The 18,603-nt window shown below is 47.0% G+C and carries 5 protein-coding genes; 2 read left to right on the top strand and 3 right to left on the bottom strand.

The genetic code is table 11. The features are described 5' to 3' along the window. The 3 genes from E5S67_RS27130 to ppsA all read right to left on the bottom strand — a co-directional run. The coding region (locus E5S67_RS27130; protein WP_339382738.1) for a DUF4347 domain-containing protein at nucleotides 1-4,636 on the bottom strand (4,636 nt) is incomplete at its 3' end. Nucleotides 4,637-6,154: 1,518 nt separating this feature from the next. Then, nucleotides 6,155-6,475, bottom strand: a complete 321-nt coding sequence (locus E5S67_RS27125; RefSeq protein ID WP_172191857.1) for a DUF6464 family protein — start codon at nucleotides 6,473-6,475, stop codon at nucleotides 6,155-6,157. A gap of 458 nt (nucleotides 6,476-6,933) precedes the next feature. Beyond that, nucleotides 6,934-9,411 (bottom strand): phosphoenolpyruvate synthase, encoded by a 2,478-nt coding sequence (ppsA, locus tag E5S67_RS27120; RefSeq protein WP_172191855.1) that lies wholly within the window; start codon nucleotides 9,409-9,411, stop codon nucleotides 6,934-6,936. Nucleotides 9,412-10,203: 792 nt separating this feature from the next. On the opposite strand from ppsA, the gene E5S67_RS27115 reads away from it, so the two are divergent. Both E5S67_RS27115 and E5S67_RS27110 read left to right on the top strand, forming a co-directional pair. Further along, complete coding sequence (locus tag E5S67_RS27115) at nucleotides 10,204-16,698, top strand: PAS domain S-box protein (protein WP_172191853.1); 6,495 nt, start codon at nucleotides 10,204-10,206, stop codon at nucleotides 16,696-16,698. 251 nt (nucleotides 16,699-16,949) lie between these two features. Continuing rightward, nucleotides 16,950-18,170, top strand: a complete 1,221-nt coding sequence (locus E5S67_RS27110; protein WP_246276997.1) for a hybrid sensor histidine kinase/response regulator — start codon at nucleotides 16,950-16,952, stop codon at nucleotides 18,168-18,170. The last annotated feature ends 433 nt before the right edge of the window (nucleotides 18,171-18,603 follow it).

Here is an 18,603-nt window from a genome sequence, read left to right as displayed (position 1 = left end):
CCTGTCTCGTATCTCGCCCACGTCGTGGTCTCACACAGCCTAGCGTCTGTAGGGCGGGGTGAGGCGGTGTTGGTGTTGGTGTTGGTGTTGGTGTTGGTGTTGGTGTTGGTTGGTTCAGGGGAATGAGGGAGACAGTGGCGACTGCCGCACTGGTGGCGCCCTGGTTATCTGTAGCGCTGTAGGTGAAGTTAGCCCCTGTGAAATTGCCGGACGCCTGAAAGAACAACTGGGTAATTTGCTCGGCCCTCAGGGTTTGACCTGCCGTGACCCGCACTCCCTGGCTGGGGTCGCCCAAGAACAGCGTGCCTTCAGTGGCTGGCGGCAAGGTGTTTACGGTAAAGGAAACCACCGTCCCGTCTGGGTCGGTTCCTCCGAGTCCGGGGATGTTCACGGTTCTTCCCAGCAACACAGCGAGGCTGGAGTTGTTGGCGACGGGTGGCTGGTCGGCGGGAGGCAATAGTGCTAGCAGGGAGGCTGTTGCGGGGGCTGGACTGATGGCGCCGCGGCTGTCTGTGGCGCTGTAGGTAAAGTTGGCGGCTGCGAATTCGCTGGTTGCTTGGAAGAATAACTGGCTGATTTGAGTCGTGCTCAGTCTTTGGCCTGCCGTGACCCGGATTCCCTGGCTGGGGTCGCCCAAGAACAGGATGCCTTGATTTGCGGGCGGCAGGGTGTTGATGGTGAAGAATTCGATCGAGTCGTCGGGGTCTTTTGCCGTCAGCCCTGTGAGGTTGACGGTGCTGTTTGGCGCCAGTGTCTTGCTGAAGTTTGTAGATACCGGCGGGTAGTTGAACGCCAGCGACACCAGAGAAACTGTGGCGGCAGGACTGCTGCCACCGAGATTGTCCTTGCTGCTGTAGGTAAAATCAGCTCCTGTGAAATTGCCGGCCGACTGGAAGAATAACTGCGTCATTTGCTCGGCTGTCAGGGTTTGACCTGCCGTGACGGCGACTCCCCCCGTTGCGGGGTCGCCCAAGAACAGGACGCCTTGATTTGCCGGCGGCAGGGTGCTGATGGTGAATGTAACCACTGTGCCGTCTGAGTCTCTGCCTCCGAGCCCGCTAATTTGGACAACGCTGTTGGGGGCGATCGCCACATTGCTGCTGTCGGCTGATGGAAGTTTGTTGGGTGTTGGTTGCGCGAGTAAAATGGCGGTGGTGACAGTGGCTCTGGACTCAGAACCGTTGTTATTGCTGGGTTCGGGGTCAAAAGTGGTCGATCGGCTCTGGGAAGTGTTGCTAATGGTGCCCGTCGCTGGAACGACTACTGTTACCTCGCGGTTGGTGTTGCTGCCGCTAGCCAAGCTGGGAATTGTTGGGAAGGTGACAACCCCTGTCACTGGGTCGTAAGTGCCGTTATGGGATGCCCTGACTCCCGTTAAACCGGGAATGATGCTGTCTGTAATCACTACGTCTTCAGCAGCACTCGGCCCATTGTTGGTGGTAGTTATAGTATAAGTCACAGAACTGCCGGCAGGAGCAGATGTGAGACCAGTCTTGGACGTAACCAGGTCGGCCACAGGATCGATCGAGGTAATAACTTGACCCCCCGCCTGACCCGGCACTGCGACTGTCGAGCCGTTGTTATTCGTCGAATCCGGGTCAAAAGTGGAAGATCGACTCAATACAATATTGGTGATGCTCGTCAGGGTAGGCGGGGGTACAAAGCTGATAGTGCGGCTCTGGTTGGTGCCACTGGCTAAAGTCGCGATCGCTGGGAAATCTATCGCCCCTGTGTCTGGATTGTAGGTTCCGTCATCGGACACGCTGACATTAGTTAAGCCGGGAATCAGGCTATCGGTGATGACTACGTTGGTGGCTGGACTCGGCCCTAAGTTGGTAGTAGTGATTGTATAAAGTAGCGTGTCGCCCGCCTTGATGCTGGCCGGAGCCGTTTTTTGGGTGACAACATCGGCCACAGGATCGATCGAGGTAGTGACGGTGGCGTTGGGGTTGGTACCGTTGTTGTTGGCCGGAGAGGAGTCGGGACTGATGGAGGTACTTCTGGCCGTGTTGCTGATGGAAGTTAGGGTGGGCGGTACTGTGAAGCCGATCGTGCGGGTGACTGTCTCCGCGTTGGCGATCGCCACGGGCCCGAAGGTGACAATGCCAGTCACTGGATCGTACACGCCGCCGTTAGATGCCGTGACTCCGCTTAAGCCGGGAACTATGCTGTCAGTGATGGTTACAGCTTCTGCAGGACTCGGGCCTAAGTTGACTGTGGCGATCGTATAGCTGACCGAGCTACCGGCCGTAGCACTCGTAGATCCGGTTTTGGTGGTTGCGAGGTCGGCGTTGGGCGCAATACTTGTCGTAACCGTAGAGTTAGTAAAAGTGCCGTCTTTGTTGGTTAGCGAGCCGTTGTTGTTAGTGGCGATCGGATCGAAAGTCGCCGCGCTGCTCCGGGCGGTGTTGCTGATGGCGGTACGGGTGGCTGGGGCGATGAAACTGACGGTGCGGGTCGCAGTAGCCGCATTTGCGAGCACCGTCAGTGCTGGGAAGGTGACAACCCCTGTCACTGGGTCGTAAGTGCCGCCGTCCGATAGGCTGACTCCTGTTAGACCCGGAATAATGCTGTCAGTGATGGTCACATCGGCAGCGGGGTCTGGTCCTTTGTTAGTCGTGATCAGCGTGTAGGCGACGCTTGACCCGGCCGAAGTAGTCACAGGGCCACTTTTGGTAGTAACTAAATCCGCGACTGTATCGACAACTGTGGTTGAAACTACACCAGGCCCCTCGATTTGCCCTGGCGCGACTACACCGCTGTTGTTGCTGAGGTCGGGGTCGAAAGTCGAGCTAGTGCTGAATGCAACGTTGGCAAAACTGCTACCGCTGGTTAAACCGGGCGGCAGATTAATTGTCAGGGTGTAAGTCAGAGTCTCGCCGGCATTGAGAACGGGAATTAACGGCCAGGTGACTGCCTTGGTTTGGTTCACGTAAGTGCCGTTGTTGGAGGCACTGAGAACGGGCGGCAATCCGCCCGGAAGCAGCAGTTCTAAAGGTATTTCGTCTTGAATTAGGACATTTGTAGCGGGCGCTGGCCCCTTGTTGACAGTAGTAATCGTGTAGGTAATGCTGCCTTCGGACTTGACGAACTGCGGGCCGGTCTTGATAGTGGCAACCTCAGCGGCGATACTGGGAGGATTGATAGTTTCAACTATCAGGTTTTGAAGTTGGTGAATGTTGTTGGCGCTTCCTGTGGAACTGCCAAAACCAAATTTGAAAATTGGCGGTACTGCGCCGTTTTCGGTTGCCAAGTTGGGGATGTCGATCAATGTAGTTTCGTAAATGTCGTCGAAATTTTCATCGAAGGCAACGGTGAGGCGAGAGGGATTCACCGGATCGTTAGATGGATTCAGCGTAATTTGAACGGCTCTTTTGGCTAAATCGCGATCGCTCGTGAACGTATTGCTGAAATTAAAATTCTTGCCCGGCTCAGGGCCGCTAAAGTCAATGCTCGTAGGAATGTTATCGATGCCGAAGGGAACGATCGCATTTGTTAAAAACTGATAACCGTTTGCTTGATTTCCTCTAACAGTTACTGAATCAGGTCTGAAAGAACCAATAGACGAGCCGGGAATCGGAGGTGGCTCAGGGCCAGAGCGCCCTTCGGTGGATGTTGAAAAATTGCCAAACTCGTCAAGCCCAATGCCTAAATAACCTCCCTCAATACCCGGAATACCCGTTCGTGGAGCGTAAGCCACAGAACCCCCATAACCCCCAGTCCTTGTTGGGCTAACAGTGCCGTCAATCAAGAAGAAACCCAGCCCGTCCCCTGGCTGAGGGCTAATAAATGGTTGCGGAGAATTAGATTGCTCGCTTGAACCGTAAGAATAAAAATCAAACTGGACTCTCAGACCGTCGGTTGAAGGAATGGGGTTGTTGTAGATGACGAAGGCTTCCCGAAGGTTTACTGCTGGAGTTAATAGCAGAGCCCCATCGCCGGGACTCGAACCGCCCAAAGCCGGAAGTACGCCGGATACAGTGCCTCCGGTAATACCGGGGATAAGTTGATCGGCTGCTGGAACCCCGCTGCTGGGATCGAACAGCGCCCCGTCGTTTCCCCCGTAAATCCAAGGCCCCCTAACTGTGGAGTTTTTGAAAGTTTCGTTAACTAATGTGCCGAGCGCGTAAGGGTAGGCTTCGAGCACTTCTTTTTCAATGGCGATACTCGCTTTTATTTCCCCGGTCGCAAACTTTAATTGCCAGTCGCCGCCGAGTGCCGCACTCCCCGTCAAGTTGTCGGAAGCTGCAATATCTGCACCGACCATCAAGCTCAGCCGCCGCACGAAGGCCTCGCCGCTTTCCCCCGCTGCGACGCTGCACCCAAATAACAAAATATCTCCTCTCTCGCTGAGGGCTTTTCCCCACTGCTGTAACAAATGGCTGTAGGTTTCTAAGTTGTCGTTGCAGAGTTCGATCGATCCTAGCTGCACCCCCGCTTCTCGACCGTGAGAAACTATCTGAAGGCTGTCTAAATCGCTGCAATTAGCCAGAATTCTAGTAATTTGCTCGACTCCATCCAGCGTCGAGTCCAGTACAAATACCTCTGTATCGGCTGTTGCTCCTCTTGCCAAGCTGTCGCAGTTCTCTACTCTGGCATCGATGAACAATACATTTTTTACACTCAGGGCGCCCACCGACTCGGTTGCTCGTAAAAATTCTCTGGGGGGATGCCGAATTCCCGCGCCACTATCTAGTTTATGGGATAGGAAACAATCTTCTGTTTTTACTTTTTTTATTGTTATTTTATGATCGTAAATAGCTATTTTTCGGAAGTTTTTTTCCGCAATTTTTTTTGCGGTGGAATCACATATTTTTGGGCTTAGAGAAAGTGATCTTTTGCAGATGCTTTGCATTGTCAAGTTGTCTCAATGATTGTAGATAAATTACCCTGTTCAAGATGATAGTTATCACGTATTGAAAAGGTTGAATTGTAGACTAAGAGGCTCTGTTGCTTGACTTAGAGAAAGAGCAACAAGCGAATTTAACTCAACACAAAGCAGTGCTACCTTGATAGTTGATAGCATGGCAAATATCGCCGATAGAAACGTTGAGGATTTAGAGTTTAAATCTCAATAATCTATCTATGGGGTGAGATTTTGCCTTCGACTTTCTTTTCTGTTAGCGAGTGTATCTGTTACACGCAGATCTCTTACATCGCGCAGTAGATAATAACAGGACTTCTCAAAAATTTACTTGATGAGGTTTTCTGTAGATCGTCTAATGCACTTTATTTGCAGAGAATTTTCACTATTTCTGGACGCATAAAGGGGTTTGAGGGACGAAAAGACTTCGTGCAGCCCTTGCTCCCGGTAAAAAAGTCGCTTTCTTTGGTTTTGGTGCGCAGACCCTGTGGACAATAGCAACTAGACATTAATTAGGGTGTTATAGCCGTGACATAATTATGCCGGCCGTGCCCGAAGTGTCATTCAACTGAGATCTTGTACCATTCTCAATAACCTTTCTATGGGCGGCTTCTCCTGCCCACTCCACAAGAAAATACACTTTTTGTGGAACAGGCCGGAAATCCTGTTAAGCGAGAATGGTGGAACATATGAGATTCAATTGAAATTGGCATACCCTGTATCGACGAGGCGTCTTAAAAATTTATGACTTGCAGTCTGGAGATAGCAATCCTGGTTTGAGACTGTTTCGCTGCGATCGCAAAAACAGATTAGTGCCGCCCACAACTAACTTCTCAAACTGTCAACAAGCGAGTCTTCGAGCGGATTTCTGTTTAAAGTAAATGCTCGGGACAATCGTTCGTGCAGAATTTTTCATGGTGTTTTGGAGAAACTGGCTTGGAAATTTGCCCATCAGCTACTTGCGATTTTTGTTCGCTAATTTTCTTAACTGCGGGAGTTACGCCCAAGAGACTTGAAACCCAATTTATTTCTAGATTTCTCGTCGCCCAACCAAAGTTTATGGTCTAAGCCTGGTTTCCGATCGTAAGTCCTCAACTAGAAAAACACCGATTGCAATCCGCCATTTATGGCAACTGTAACCCAGCAATACTACTCGATTAGGTTTTAATTGCTGACTTTGGGCGCGGGTCGTCCAAGACAAGCTCCAACAATAATCCTGACACGTAAGTACATATTAACTCATTGATTATTATATCAGCAAATGTGCCTACATACAAGCCCCCATACAAGCTATATCTTTTCACCGCGAACGTCAAGAGCTCTGGATTGGTAGTACCGACAGTCTTGACAGGGCCCAGAAGGATTGACAGCGCAGCGAATGTAATTAGAGCGGGCGTTATACTCGCAAGTGATATCGCCGATCGGATAACCGAGACCTTCTATGTAAGTGCGATCGGCAATTGCTAGTTGAGATCGCAGAGGTCTATTCGCTACCGCCAGCCTAGCCGCTGCAATTCTATCGCGGGCTTGGGTTTCGGCAGAGCGCATCACCCACAAAGACACCAGCGACGGAACTAAACCTATGAAAATTATTAGGAGAGCAGTTAGCACTTTTTCAGAGCTTATGTGGAGAATATTTGTTTGAATTTAGGCGATCGGCAACAGAAAATTATCTCCGAAACGACGGTTTTAAATTAGAAAAGTTCCCGACCAAATTTCAAACTATTATGCCGTTAACCGTTAACCGTTAACCGTTTGCTGGCGGGTGAGGAGGGCGATCGCTGTTGGCGCCACTTTCTTCGTAAAGCGCATCGCCAGGACTCAACCAAGCCAGAAGCCCAGGTATGGTGTGATATTATGTCCAGTCAATTACCGCAATAAAATAGGTTTGTAGTGACGAATGCAAGTCCTCATAAAAATCAGAGGACTGAGATTCATCACTACAAACGCGAGATCGGTTATTTGACAGCACTAGAGATGAGAAACCGGGTCGAGTTCAAAAACAACCAAACCAGAAAAGGGCGCAGCTATTGTTTGAGAAACTCGGTTCCTATCAAAAACCAAAACCGTTAAACTTTAGCAACATCCCCCGCTAAATCCATCAACGAACCCGCACCTTCCACCTTAGCAACATCCAACAAAGTCTTTAAAACCGAATCTGGATTCAAACTAATCGAATCAATTCCCAACTCAACCAAGAATCGAGCAAACTCAGGATAATCGCTGGGCGCCTGACCGCAAATCCCAATCTTGCGGCCGTACTTCTTCGCCGCTTTAATGGCAATTTCTACCATTCGCTTCACAGCTTCATTCCGTTCGTCAAAGATGTGCGCGACTAAAGCAGAATCCCGGTCTAATCCTAATGTTAGCTGAGTTAAATCGTTAGAGCCGATCGAGAATCCGTCAAAAACTTGCGCGAATTCGTCAGCAAATATGACATTGCTCGGCAATTCGCACATCACATAGACTTGCAAGCCGTTTTCGCCCTTGACTAAACCGTGTTTTGCCATCTCTGCCAACACTTTTCGGCCTTCCTCCGGGGTGCGACAAAATGGAATCATCGGAATCACATTTGTCAAGCCCATTTCATCGCGAACTCGCTTCAATGCTTTGCATTCCAAAGCGTAAGCTTCGCGGTAATTCGGGTCGTAATAGCGAGACGCGCCGCGCCACCCGATCATCGGGTTTTCTTCTTTGGGTTCAAACTGTCGCCCTCCCAAAAGATTAGCATATTCGTTGCTCTTGAAATCGCTCATCCGCACGATGACTGGGTTGGGATAAAATGCGGCGGCAATTGTGGCAATTCCGTGGGCTAGTTTGTCGGTAAAGAAATCGGGTTTGTGTTGGTAAAGTGCTGTCAGTTCTGCAATTTCCTCCTTGACTGATTCATCTGCCAATTCGTCAAAGTGAATCAGTGCCAGCGGGTGTGCTTTAATGTGATTGGCAATGATAAATTCCAGCCGCGCCAAGCCTACGCCGTCGCAAGGAATTGCTGATAAACCAAAGGCTTCTTCTGGATTCCCGACATTCATTAAAATTTGAGTGCGGGTGCGGGGCAAATTCTCGATCGCAGTTTCTTGAATTTCAAAAGGAAGCAAACCGGCATAAACTTTGCCTTCGTCTCCTTCCGAACAAGAAACAGTGATTTCTTGATGGTTTTTCAAGATTTGGGTGGCATCGCCGGTGCCGACAATGGCGGGAATTCCCATTTCTCGGGCGATGATTGCGGCGTGACAAGTGCGGCCGCCGGAATTGGTGACGATCGCACTTGCTTTTTTCATAATCGGTTCCCAATCCGGGTCTGTTTTGTTGGTAACTAAAACTTCTCCTGATTGAAATTCAGCGATTCTGTGAACGTCTAAAATCACGCGGGCCTTGCCTTGTCCGATTGATTCGCCAACGGCGCGTCCTTTTGCCAAAATTGCACTGGAACCTTGCAATTTGTAGTTGCGCAAAACTTTAGCCGACTTTTGAGATTGTACTGTTTCGGGTCGCGCTTGGACGATAAACAATTCGCCTGTATTGCCGTCTTTTGCCCACTCAATGTCCATCGGGGTATAAGTCCCGCGCACTTGGGAGTAGTGTTCTTCGATGACTGCGGCCCACTCTGCTAGTTGCAGAATTTCATCATCTTGTATGGCAAATTTATTTTTTTCTGCTGCGATGACGGAGACGTTTTTGGTGTATTTAGAACCGCCGATATCGTACACCATTTTGAGTGTTTTGCTGCCGAGGCGTTTGTCTAAAATCGGGCGAAAACCTTGTTTTAATGTTGGTTTAAAGACGAAGTATTCGTCGGGGTTGACGGTGCCTTGGACGACGTTTTCGCCTAATCCGTAGGCGGCGGTGACTAATACGGCGTTTTTGAATCCGGTTTCGGTGTCGATGCTGAACATGACGCCGGAGGATGCTAAGTCCGATCGCACCATTTTTTGCACGCCGACAGATAGGGCGACTTCAAAGTGGTCGAATCCCCGCTGTTGGCGGTAGGAAATGGCTCTGTCGGTGAATATGGAGGCGAAGCATTTGTGACAGCATTCGAGGACGCCAGCGCAAGCTTGGACGTTGAGGTAGGTTTCTTGCTGTCCCGCGAAACTGGCGTCTGGTAAGTCTTCGGCGGTGGCGGAGGAACGCACTGCTACGTCGGTACTGTCGCCGTAGCGATCGCACAATTTCTCGTAAGCATCGGCGATCGCAGCTTGCAATTCTCGCGGAAACGGCGTGTCGAGAATCAGTGCCCGCGCTTGCTTGCCTTTTTGTCGCAGGTTTTGCAGATCTTCTACGTCTAAATCGGCAAAAATTTCGCGCAATTTAGCTTCTAAACCCGCCGACTCGATGAAGTAACGGTAAGCGTGTGCTGTTGTTGCAAATCCGTTGGGAACTCTGACTCCTTTGGGGGTTAACTGTTGAATCATTTCGCCCAAAGAAGCATTTTTCCCGCCTACTAATGAGATGTCGGCGATGCCGACTTCATCAAACCACAATACTAAGGCTTTTTCTTTCGGAATTACAACGGGTTTTTGTTGAATTGCTAATTTGTCCAGCATTGCTTTTTTCCTCTCAACTTCCGCTCAATTAGATACCGAGACAGCAAACAATTTACTGTCAAAGCAGTTTCAATTCACTGTCAATTGTTAAAACCTAGTTTTGTTGCGAAAAATATCTAATTTTTTCTGAGGCTGTCTCCAGCAGACTTTTTGATCCCCTCTATTTCAAGAGTATCACTTTTTGGGTAAATAGCAAGAGCTGTGAAGAAAATTTATTTGATTGCAAAAAGTAAAGAAATGGCAGTAATGAGTTTAAGTAAGCTATCGTAAAATAAATGGTAAAAATGTGAATATCAAAGATAGTTCCCACCGCTTTTTTGGCGCTGAGCGCGCATTGGTGCGGGGATAGCGCTCGAATTGTATTGGTAGCGGAATCGAATGGCAACAAAGGGTGGGTTTCGATCGCGCGATCGGCAGGCCCGCCCAAAAACGGATACTTGTGAACGACACGAGTCGTGAGCCGGCCAAAATTTTAGACCCTTGTTCAAGCTTCGCCATTCATCTGTGGAGTAAATCTAAAATTTAAAATCTAAAATCGGCTGACCGGGGCGATCGCTCAAAAAACACAACACGAAGCAGCTTAGTTTCCTCCTGAAACCGAGCATCTAAAAACCGTTAAAATTTTACCTCTGATTGCGTTGACCTAGTTAGAGAAAAAACACAGTCGCATAGAGCCGATTGTAATTATTGAACGAGGGAGTTTTTAACTTGGAGCGGCGGTATTTTTAGCGATGCAATTATTTATATGCTATAATAGTTAGTCCGACTGCCTTATGACAAAAAACAAGGTGTATGATATCAGTTTTGAGCTCAGCCGCACAGCGAAACGGCTTTAAAGTTCTTCTAGTCGAAGACAATCAAGCCGAAGCCGATCTGATCGAAGAATTATTATTAGAAACAAAAGTTAGCCGATCCGAGCGCCAAAGGCTGTCAGTAAGCTGTACCGATCGTCTCAGCAAAGCGCAGCAACTTTTGATCGGCGAACATTTTGATGTGATTTTACTAGACCTTTCGCTGCCCGACAGCCAAGACTTAAGTACAATTGTCAAAATACAAGAATACAGCCTAAATACTCCGATTGTCGTACTGACAGCACGCAACGATGAAGAACTTGCCATACAGTCAATCCAAGCCGGAGCTCAAGATTATCTAGTCAAGCGAAACATCGACAGCGAAGTGTTAATTCGATCGCTCCGCTACGCAGTCGAGCGGCAGCACAACCAAGAAGCTTTGCGAAAAAGCGAAGAAAAATATCGCTCGGTAGTCGAGAATTCTCTCGTTGGGATTGCCATTCTTGCTCCTCCACTTTCCCCCTCAGAACCCGAAAAATGCCGGTGTTTGGAAGTGAACGATGCTTTGTGCGACTTGCTGGGATACGATCGCCAAGATTTTTTTCACGAAAATTGGCAGCGGTGGGGTTTTCCTGAAGACAGGCAAGCTAGTGTAGAGCAGTTAAATAAAATTTTTGCAGGGGACAGCGAAGGCTATGTTTTAGACAAAAGGTGGCGCAGAAAAGACGGAACAACAGTTTATACTAGAGTTTCCCTGCGCTGTATTCGCGGCCGGGACGGCTCCATCGACCGGATGATTAAAGTAATCTTGGATGTGAGCGATCGCTACCATTACGAAGCTAAATTAAAAGCATCAGAAGATTTTTTAAATCACACGATTAATGCTACTCCCGACCCGATTTTTGTCAAAGACGAGCAGCACAGGTGGGTCGTATTAAACGACGCTTTTTGTGACTTGATGGGAAAAAGGCGGCAAGAACTGATCGGTAAATCGGGATACGAATTTTTGTCACCAGCAAAAGCCCAAAAATTTTGGCAAAAAGACGAAGAGGTATTCAGAACTGGCATCGCTGAAGAAACGGAAGAAAAATTTACAGACAGGGCCGGAAACAAACGCATTATTTCGATAAAAAAAAGTGTATTCAAAGCAACTGACAGCAGTAAAATTTTAGTCGGGACTATTCGAGATGTCACAGAGTACAAACGGCAACAATTAGCTTTGAAAGAGAGCGAAGCTAGATTGCAAAAAATGGCATCCAACGTGCCGGGAATGATTTATCAATTCCGGTTAGAGCCGGGGGGAAGAAAGTATTTTACTTACGTTTCTTCTGGCAGCAAGAACCTTTACCAATTAGAAGCAAAAGAAATAGAAAAAAAGAAAAATTTTGCTTATGAAACAATTCATCCAGATGACCTCACAGGCTTTGAAAAATCGATAAAAATTTCAGCAATGACTCTGCAACCTTGGCAGCACCAGTGGCGACAAATTATCCAGGGCAAAGTGAAGTGGCTGCAAGGTGCCTCGAAGCCAGAAAAGCAAGCAAACGGTGATATCGTTTGGGACGGTTTGGTGATGGATGTTACGGAATTAAAACAAACCCAGCAAGACCGCGATCGATTTTTTAATCTCTCGCTTGATTTACTTTGCATTGCAGGTTTGGACGGCTATTTCAAACGCTTAAACCCGGCTTGGTCAAATGTAATAGGTTACAGCAGCGATGAAATGCTAGCCCAACCTTTTATAGAGTTCGTGCATCTAGAAGACCGAGAAATAACTATAGCTGAATTAGAAAAAATTAAAAATGGCAACCCGATTATTAACTTAGAAAACCGCTATCTTTGCCAAGATGGCACTTATAAATGGCTGTCGTGGACGGCATCGCCGTTTGCAGAAGAAGGTTTGATGTATGCAGTTGCTCGCGACGTTACATTTAGCAAGCAAGCTGAAGCTGAACTGCGCAAGAGCGAAGCCACCAACCGCGCTCTTTTAAATGCGATACCGGACATGATATTTCGCTGTCGGGCAGACGGCACTTTTGTAGACTTCAAACCTGCCAAAGATTTTGAGAATATCCTACCTAAAATAAGAGTAATCGGCCAAAAAGCACAAGACATATTGCCTGCTGCTTTTGCTGCAAAAATCTTGTCCGGCAATCAACAAGCGATCGATACCGGGGAGATTCAAGTTGTAGAATATCAAATGCCAGTTAATGGTGAGCTTTACGATTTTGAAGCGAGAATTGTTTTCTGCCCCGATGACGAAATTATTGCGATCGTCCGCGACATCACTCAACGCAAACGATCCGAGTCATTACTCCACAGGCAAGCAGCAGCAATGGCCCAAGCTTCCGAAGGTATCGCCATAATCAGTGCGGGGGAAGAGGTGATTTATTGCAACGCAGCCCAACTCAAAATCTACGGTTACGACTCTCTCGAAGAAATCTTAGGTGAAAGTTGGAAAATATTCTACGAAGGTGCAGAACTGCAAAGGTTCGAGCAAGAAGTCATGCCGACTGTAATGCAGAAAGGTTGTTACAGCACTGAAGCAGTAGGATGCCGCCGCGACCGATCGAAATTCCCTATAGATGTCTCCCTGACAATGCTGCCCGGCGGGGAAACCATTTGCATTGTTCGTGATATTTCCCAAAGAAAACAAACAGAAGCAGCACTGCGAGAAAGCCAGCGGTTCACTCAGCAAATTGCTGGGGCAAGTCCTAATATGTTGTATGTTTACGACTTAATAGAACAAAAAACTATCTATGCGAACGATTCTATATACCAAATTCTCGGGTATATAGTAGAGGAGATTCAGGCAATTGGCCCGTGGATGATGTCAACTTTAATGCACCCGGAAGATTCAATCAAAATACCTGATTATTTACAGCAAGTCGAAACGGGTACGGAAGGGGATATTTTTGAAATTGAATACCGAATCAGGCACAAGGATGGTTCTTGGCGCTGGATTGTCAGCCGAGATACTGTATTTGCGAAAACAGCAGACGGCAAGTTAAAACAAATTCTCGGCACGGGAACTGATATTACAGAAAGCAAGCAAGCAGAAGATGAAATCAAGCTGTTGCTGGCAGCAACTCAAGCTATTAGTCAGTCTGTCGATTTTCACAGCGCCCTCGCAGATATCCTGCGGTTGCTGTGCAATGCGATCGGCTGGAATTTTGCGGAAGCCTGGATACCGGCTGCTAACGGTACTTTTTTGGAACACAGCGAAACTTGGTACGCTAGCGATCGCGATTTAGATAGGTTCGGCCGCGAAAGTAAAAAAATTAGATTCGCCACCGGAGTGGGGGTACCCGGACGGATTTGGTCAACCCGAAAAGTAGAATGGATTGAAGATATTTCTGTAGCCAAAAGTTATCTTTTTGCCCGATCGCAAATGGCGACAGCATTGGGATTAAAAAGTTGTTTCGGAGTGCCAATTTGCGCTAGCTCAAATGTGCTGGCAGTTTTAGTATTCTGCAAGCGCGATCGATCGGTTATGGAACCGCGTATAGTAGAGTTGGTCAAGGCAGTAGCGACTCAGTTGGGCGCTCATATTCAGCGCAAACAAGCCGAAGAAGAATTGCGGAAAAGTGAAGAACGCTGGCAGTTAGTTCTCAAAGGCAATCAAGACGGAATTTGGGATATGGATCTTCAAACAAATGAAGCTTTTCGATCGGCTCGCTGGCAAGAAATTATCGGTTACACAGACGGCGAAATCGACAGCAGCAACTACGCATGGATCGATCGCATCCATCAAGACGATCGCTCGCGAGTGCAAGCAGCTATCCAAAATTATCTCGATCGCCAAACCCCCAATTACGCCACCGAATACCGCTTGCAGTGCAAAGACGGCAGCTATAAATGGGTGCTCGCCCGCGCTCAAGCAGTGTGGGACAAAGCCGGCAATCCCCTGCGGATGGTGGGTTCGATGACGGATATCAGCGATCGCAAAGCAGCAGAATTAGCATTGCTGCGGGTCACTCAAGCCGTCGAAAGTACCAGCGACGCGATCGTTATCGCCGACTTGAAAGGGCTGTCTATTTACCACAATCAAGCCTTTATTCAGCGTTACGGCTACACAGTGGAAGAACTCAACGATCTTGCCGATATCGCCGTGCTTTACGTCCGACCTAAAAGTTATAAACTAATTTATAAAAATCTTCGCAAAGGTCGCTCTTGGTCTGGCGAAGTTGCGCTGCAAACTAAAAGCGGCGAAGCTGTTACTGCTTTGGTGCGAGCCGACAGCATTCAAGATATAAATGGTCATTTAATCGGCTTAGTGGGAGTTATTACAGACATCACAAAACGCAAAGAATCTGAAATGATTTTGCACCAGAGATTAAATCGCGAGCAGTTGGCAGTAGCTATGCTGGAACGCATTAGATATTCTCTCAATTTAGAAGAAATTCTCACCAAAAGTGTCGAAGAGGTGCGGCAATTTTTGCAAGTAGACCGCACTGTTATTTACCAATTCAATCCGGATGGGAGTGGGTTTATTGCTGTCGAGTCTGTTGCGGAAAATGTCCGACCAATTGTAGGAATGAAAATTCATGACCCCTGTTTTGGGAAAGCCTACGTTACTCTTTACCAAGACGGCAGAATTACAGCCGCAGAAGATGTTTACAATGCCGGCATGGCCGAGTGCCACTTGAGTTTGTTGACTCGGCTCGACGTGAGAGCGAATCTGGTAGTGCCAATTGTGCAAGGCAAAAACTTGTGGGGGCTGTTAATTGCCCACCACTGCACAGGCCCGCGTCCCTGGCAGCAATTGGAGGCAGAGTGCCTGAAACAATTGGGGGTGCAGTTGGCGATCGCCATTCAGCAATCGACGCTATTTAAACAAGCACAAACCGAAATTGCCGAGCGCAAGCTTGCAGAAGCCGCCCTGCAATTAGCTAAAGAAGCCGCGGAATCGGCTAACCGCGCTAAAAGCGACTTTCTCGCCAACATGAGCCACGAGTTGCGGACGCCTTTGAACGGGATTTTGGGATACATTCAACTGCTCAAACTGGATAAAAATTTTACCGCCGAGCAGCAAGAAAGTCTCAACAACATTAACCAGTGCGGCAACCACCTGCTGATGCTGATTAATGATGTTTTAGACCTCTCGAAAATCGAAGCTCGTAAAATGGAACTGTCACCGGCGAACGTGCATTTTCCCAGCTTTGTTAAAAGTATTGTTGATTTGTTCCAGATGCGATCGGATCAAAAAGGAATTGCCTTTAATTACGAGCAGGTTTCGGCTCTGCCAGACGCCATTTTGGTTGACGAAAAAAGGTTGCGTCAAGTTTTGATTAATTTGCTCAGCAATGCCGTTAAGTTTACGGACAGCGGCGGCGTTACATTCAAAGTCGGTTATGCAGAAAATTCAGCCGAAAATTATCCTCACATTAACGGCAAAAATTCGAGTTTAACAGCAGAAGTTTCCACTCAAACAATCAATTTGACCGCAAAGTTAGACGCGCAGCAAATGTCGCTCTCGCCGCTGGGAACAAAAGAAGCGTCTGAGGTGATAACAGTAGCAAATAGGGGCGATCGTGGCTCTACCGCTAAAATCCGCTTTCAAATCGAAGATACCGGAATTGGCATCGGGCAGAATAAATTAGAAGAAATATTTTTGCCTTTTCATCAAGTGGGCGATCGTAGCAATTTCGTCGAAGGTACCGGACTGGGACTTTCCATCAGCCAAAAATTAGTCAAAATGATGGGTAGCCAAATTCGCGTCCAAAGTACCTCCGGCAAAGGCAGCATATTTTGGTTGGATCTAGACTTGCCCGCACTCGCCCAATCTTCTGAACTCCCCTCCACGCAAGAAAAACGCCGGCTTGTCGGTTTTAGCGGCCGCCAGCGGAAAGTGCTCATCGTGGACGATCACGAAGTAAATCGCGCCCTGCTACAGAGGCTGCTTTCTCGTTTGGGCTTTGAAATTGCAGAAGCTACAGACGGCAAAGACTGCATACACAAAGCACAGGAATTTCTACCGGATATAATTTTAATGGATTTGCTGATGCCCGTAATGGACGGTTGGGAAGCTACCAGGCGGCTGCGACAGTTGCCGGAATTAAAAGATGTGCTTATCCTTGTTTTGTCCGCTAACGTTTACGAGACTACCAGGCAAAAGAGCCTGCAAGCAGGTTGCGATAGTTTTCTCACCAAACCGATTCAAACTAAAGAGCTTTTAGAATTATTGCGCCTGCATTTGAGACTAGAATGGGTTTACGAAGAAGGAGGAGAAACCAAAAAGCGGAAAGCTCAAACCCCCACAGCATCATCTGAGATTGCTGCTGCTGACTCAACGATAGTGTCTCCTCCCTCAGAATCAGTCTTGGCATTGTTAAGATTGGCTGCAATGGGCGATATTGAAGCTATTCTGGAAGAAACTGCTAAACTCCAACATTCTGATCCGACATTAGTGCCTTTCGTTCATCACCTGCGCCAACTTACTAAAGGATTTCAGCTCAAGCAAATTCGAGATTTTTTGAAGGAACATTTGTCCTAAAATTGACTGTAGCTAACAGACAACTCAAAATCAGTTAAATCTCGCGCCCAGAGTACCATTCTCAATCAGGGACTCTGGGTTCCCGCGAAGTGACAACTTAATTTGCTTGTAGAATCCGCACTCGCAGCCCGCTCCTAAAAGGGTTATTCTAAATAGAAGCATCTAGGAAGCAACCGGGTTTCTAAAGCAGCCTAAAATCCCTTGAATCAGATTTAAATTCACAGCCCAAAACTCTAAACTCAAAAATTTAAATGTTTCCCTTTAATATGAACGATAAGAATTCCGAAAGAAGCATCATACTAATTGTAGATGACAACCAAACAAATCTTGACGTACTTTTCGAGTTGTTAAGGAATTACGGGTTTAAAGTATTAGTGGCTCTCGACGGCGAAAGTGCGATCGAGCAAATTGAATACATCCATCCAGACTTAATTCTTTTGGATATCATGATGCCAGGAATTGATGGTTTTGAAACTTGCCTGCGTTTGAAAGCAGACACGTCAACGCGAGACATTCCCATTATATTTATGAGCGCCCTTTCCGATACGCTTGATAAAGTAAAAGGCTTTCAAACAGGAGCCGTTGACTACATCACTAAGCCTTTCCAGCACGAAGAAGTGTTGAGTCGCATTCAAACTCACTTGACAATCCGCAGCTTGCAAAAAAAACTCGAAGAAAAAAACCTCGAACTTGCCCACCTCAATCAAAACCTAGAAAGACTTGTCGAACAAAAAACCAAGCAATTAATCGACCAGGAAAAAACAGCGATCATCGGACGTTTGACCCAGGGAATGGTGCACAACCTCAAAAGTCCGCTGCAAGTGATCCAGACTAGCGTCGATTTGATTGAAACAAAAGCCACAAAAATTCAAGATGAGTCTCTGTTTAATTATACTAAGTATATTTTCCAAGCTGTCGCAAAAATCAATCAGATCATGGATACTCTAATGATGAAAAGCAGAAAAGAGCAAAAGCAAGATTTGCACTCTGTGAATATCAACGATTTAGTGCAGCGAGAAGTTCAGCTATTGGAAGGCAACCTGTATTTTAAAAATAAGATTAGAAAAAAATATTTTTATGACGAAGAAATTGCCAGCATTCCCTTAATTTATTCCTATATATCTCAAGTATTTTATAATTTAATTAATAATGCAATGGATGCTATGTGGGAAAAGAAAAGCAGGGAACTAACTATCGTGACTCGGCAAGACGACTCGAACATATACATGGATATTGCAGATACGGGATGTGGCATATCATCAGAAGATTTGTCAAAAGTTTTTGACCCTTTTTACACATCCAAGCCACCTAAAGGCGAGGAAAAAACCGAAGGCGAACCGACAGGAACTGGCCTCGGGCTTTATACTTGTATTGAACTTTTAAAACCTTTTAATGGTGAAATTGCTATTAGCAGCAATGTCGGCCAAGGCAGCGTGTTTACAGTTGTGCTGCCCAAACCGCCGAAAACTTAATTGACTCAAATGAGTAAAATTGTGTCCGGTTAGACAACCGTCATTAAGTTCGTAATTAGGTTCATATTAAGGGCTGCAAGTCTTGGTTACTCCAGAAATAGAGGACTTGCATTGCTCAATACAAACAGGTGCTAATTGCGGGCAATTAACTGAACACTATCTCACAGCCTGTCCGTAAATTAACGCTAATTCTAGTAGGTTCGTAGTAATACCTGTTTGAAAAAAGAATGTAACTTTAGGCAAGCTCCAAACCGCAATTTAAAATATAAAATCTAAAAAATAAAATGGTATAAATAAGGAATGCAAGTCTTGATTTCTCCGCGCTCTTTTGCCTTGCCCCTTGGGTGCATCTCACTTTTGCGAATGTGTCAAAAAAGAGTTAAAATGAAAAAGCTAGTAAAATCGTCAAATAAAGATGAGGTAAAGAAAATGA

Source organism: Microcoleus asticus IPMA8, from assembly GCF_013179805.1.
GTDB classification, from domain to species: Bacteria; Cyanobacteriota; Cyanobacteriia; order Cyanobacteriales; family Microcoleaceae; genus Microcoleus; species Microcoleus asticus.
The sequence above is the reverse complement of the archived record's forward strand: the minus strand, read 5'-3'. Positions and strand labels throughout refer to the sequence as shown.

Bases quoted from the DNA above. Each gene is read 5' to 3' on its own strand.
- E5S67_RS27110 (WP_246276997.1), top strand. From the start codon at position 16,950: ATGTTTCCCTTTAATATGAACGATAAGAATTCCGAAAGAAGCATCATA.
- ppsA (WP_172191855.1), bottom strand. From the start codon at position 9,411: ATGCTGGACAAATTAGCAATTCAACAAAAACCCGTTGTAATTCCGAAA.
- E5S67_RS27115 (WP_172191853.1), top strand. From the start codon at position 10,204: ATGATATCAGTTTTGAGCTCAGCCGCACAGCGAAACGGCTTTAAAGTT.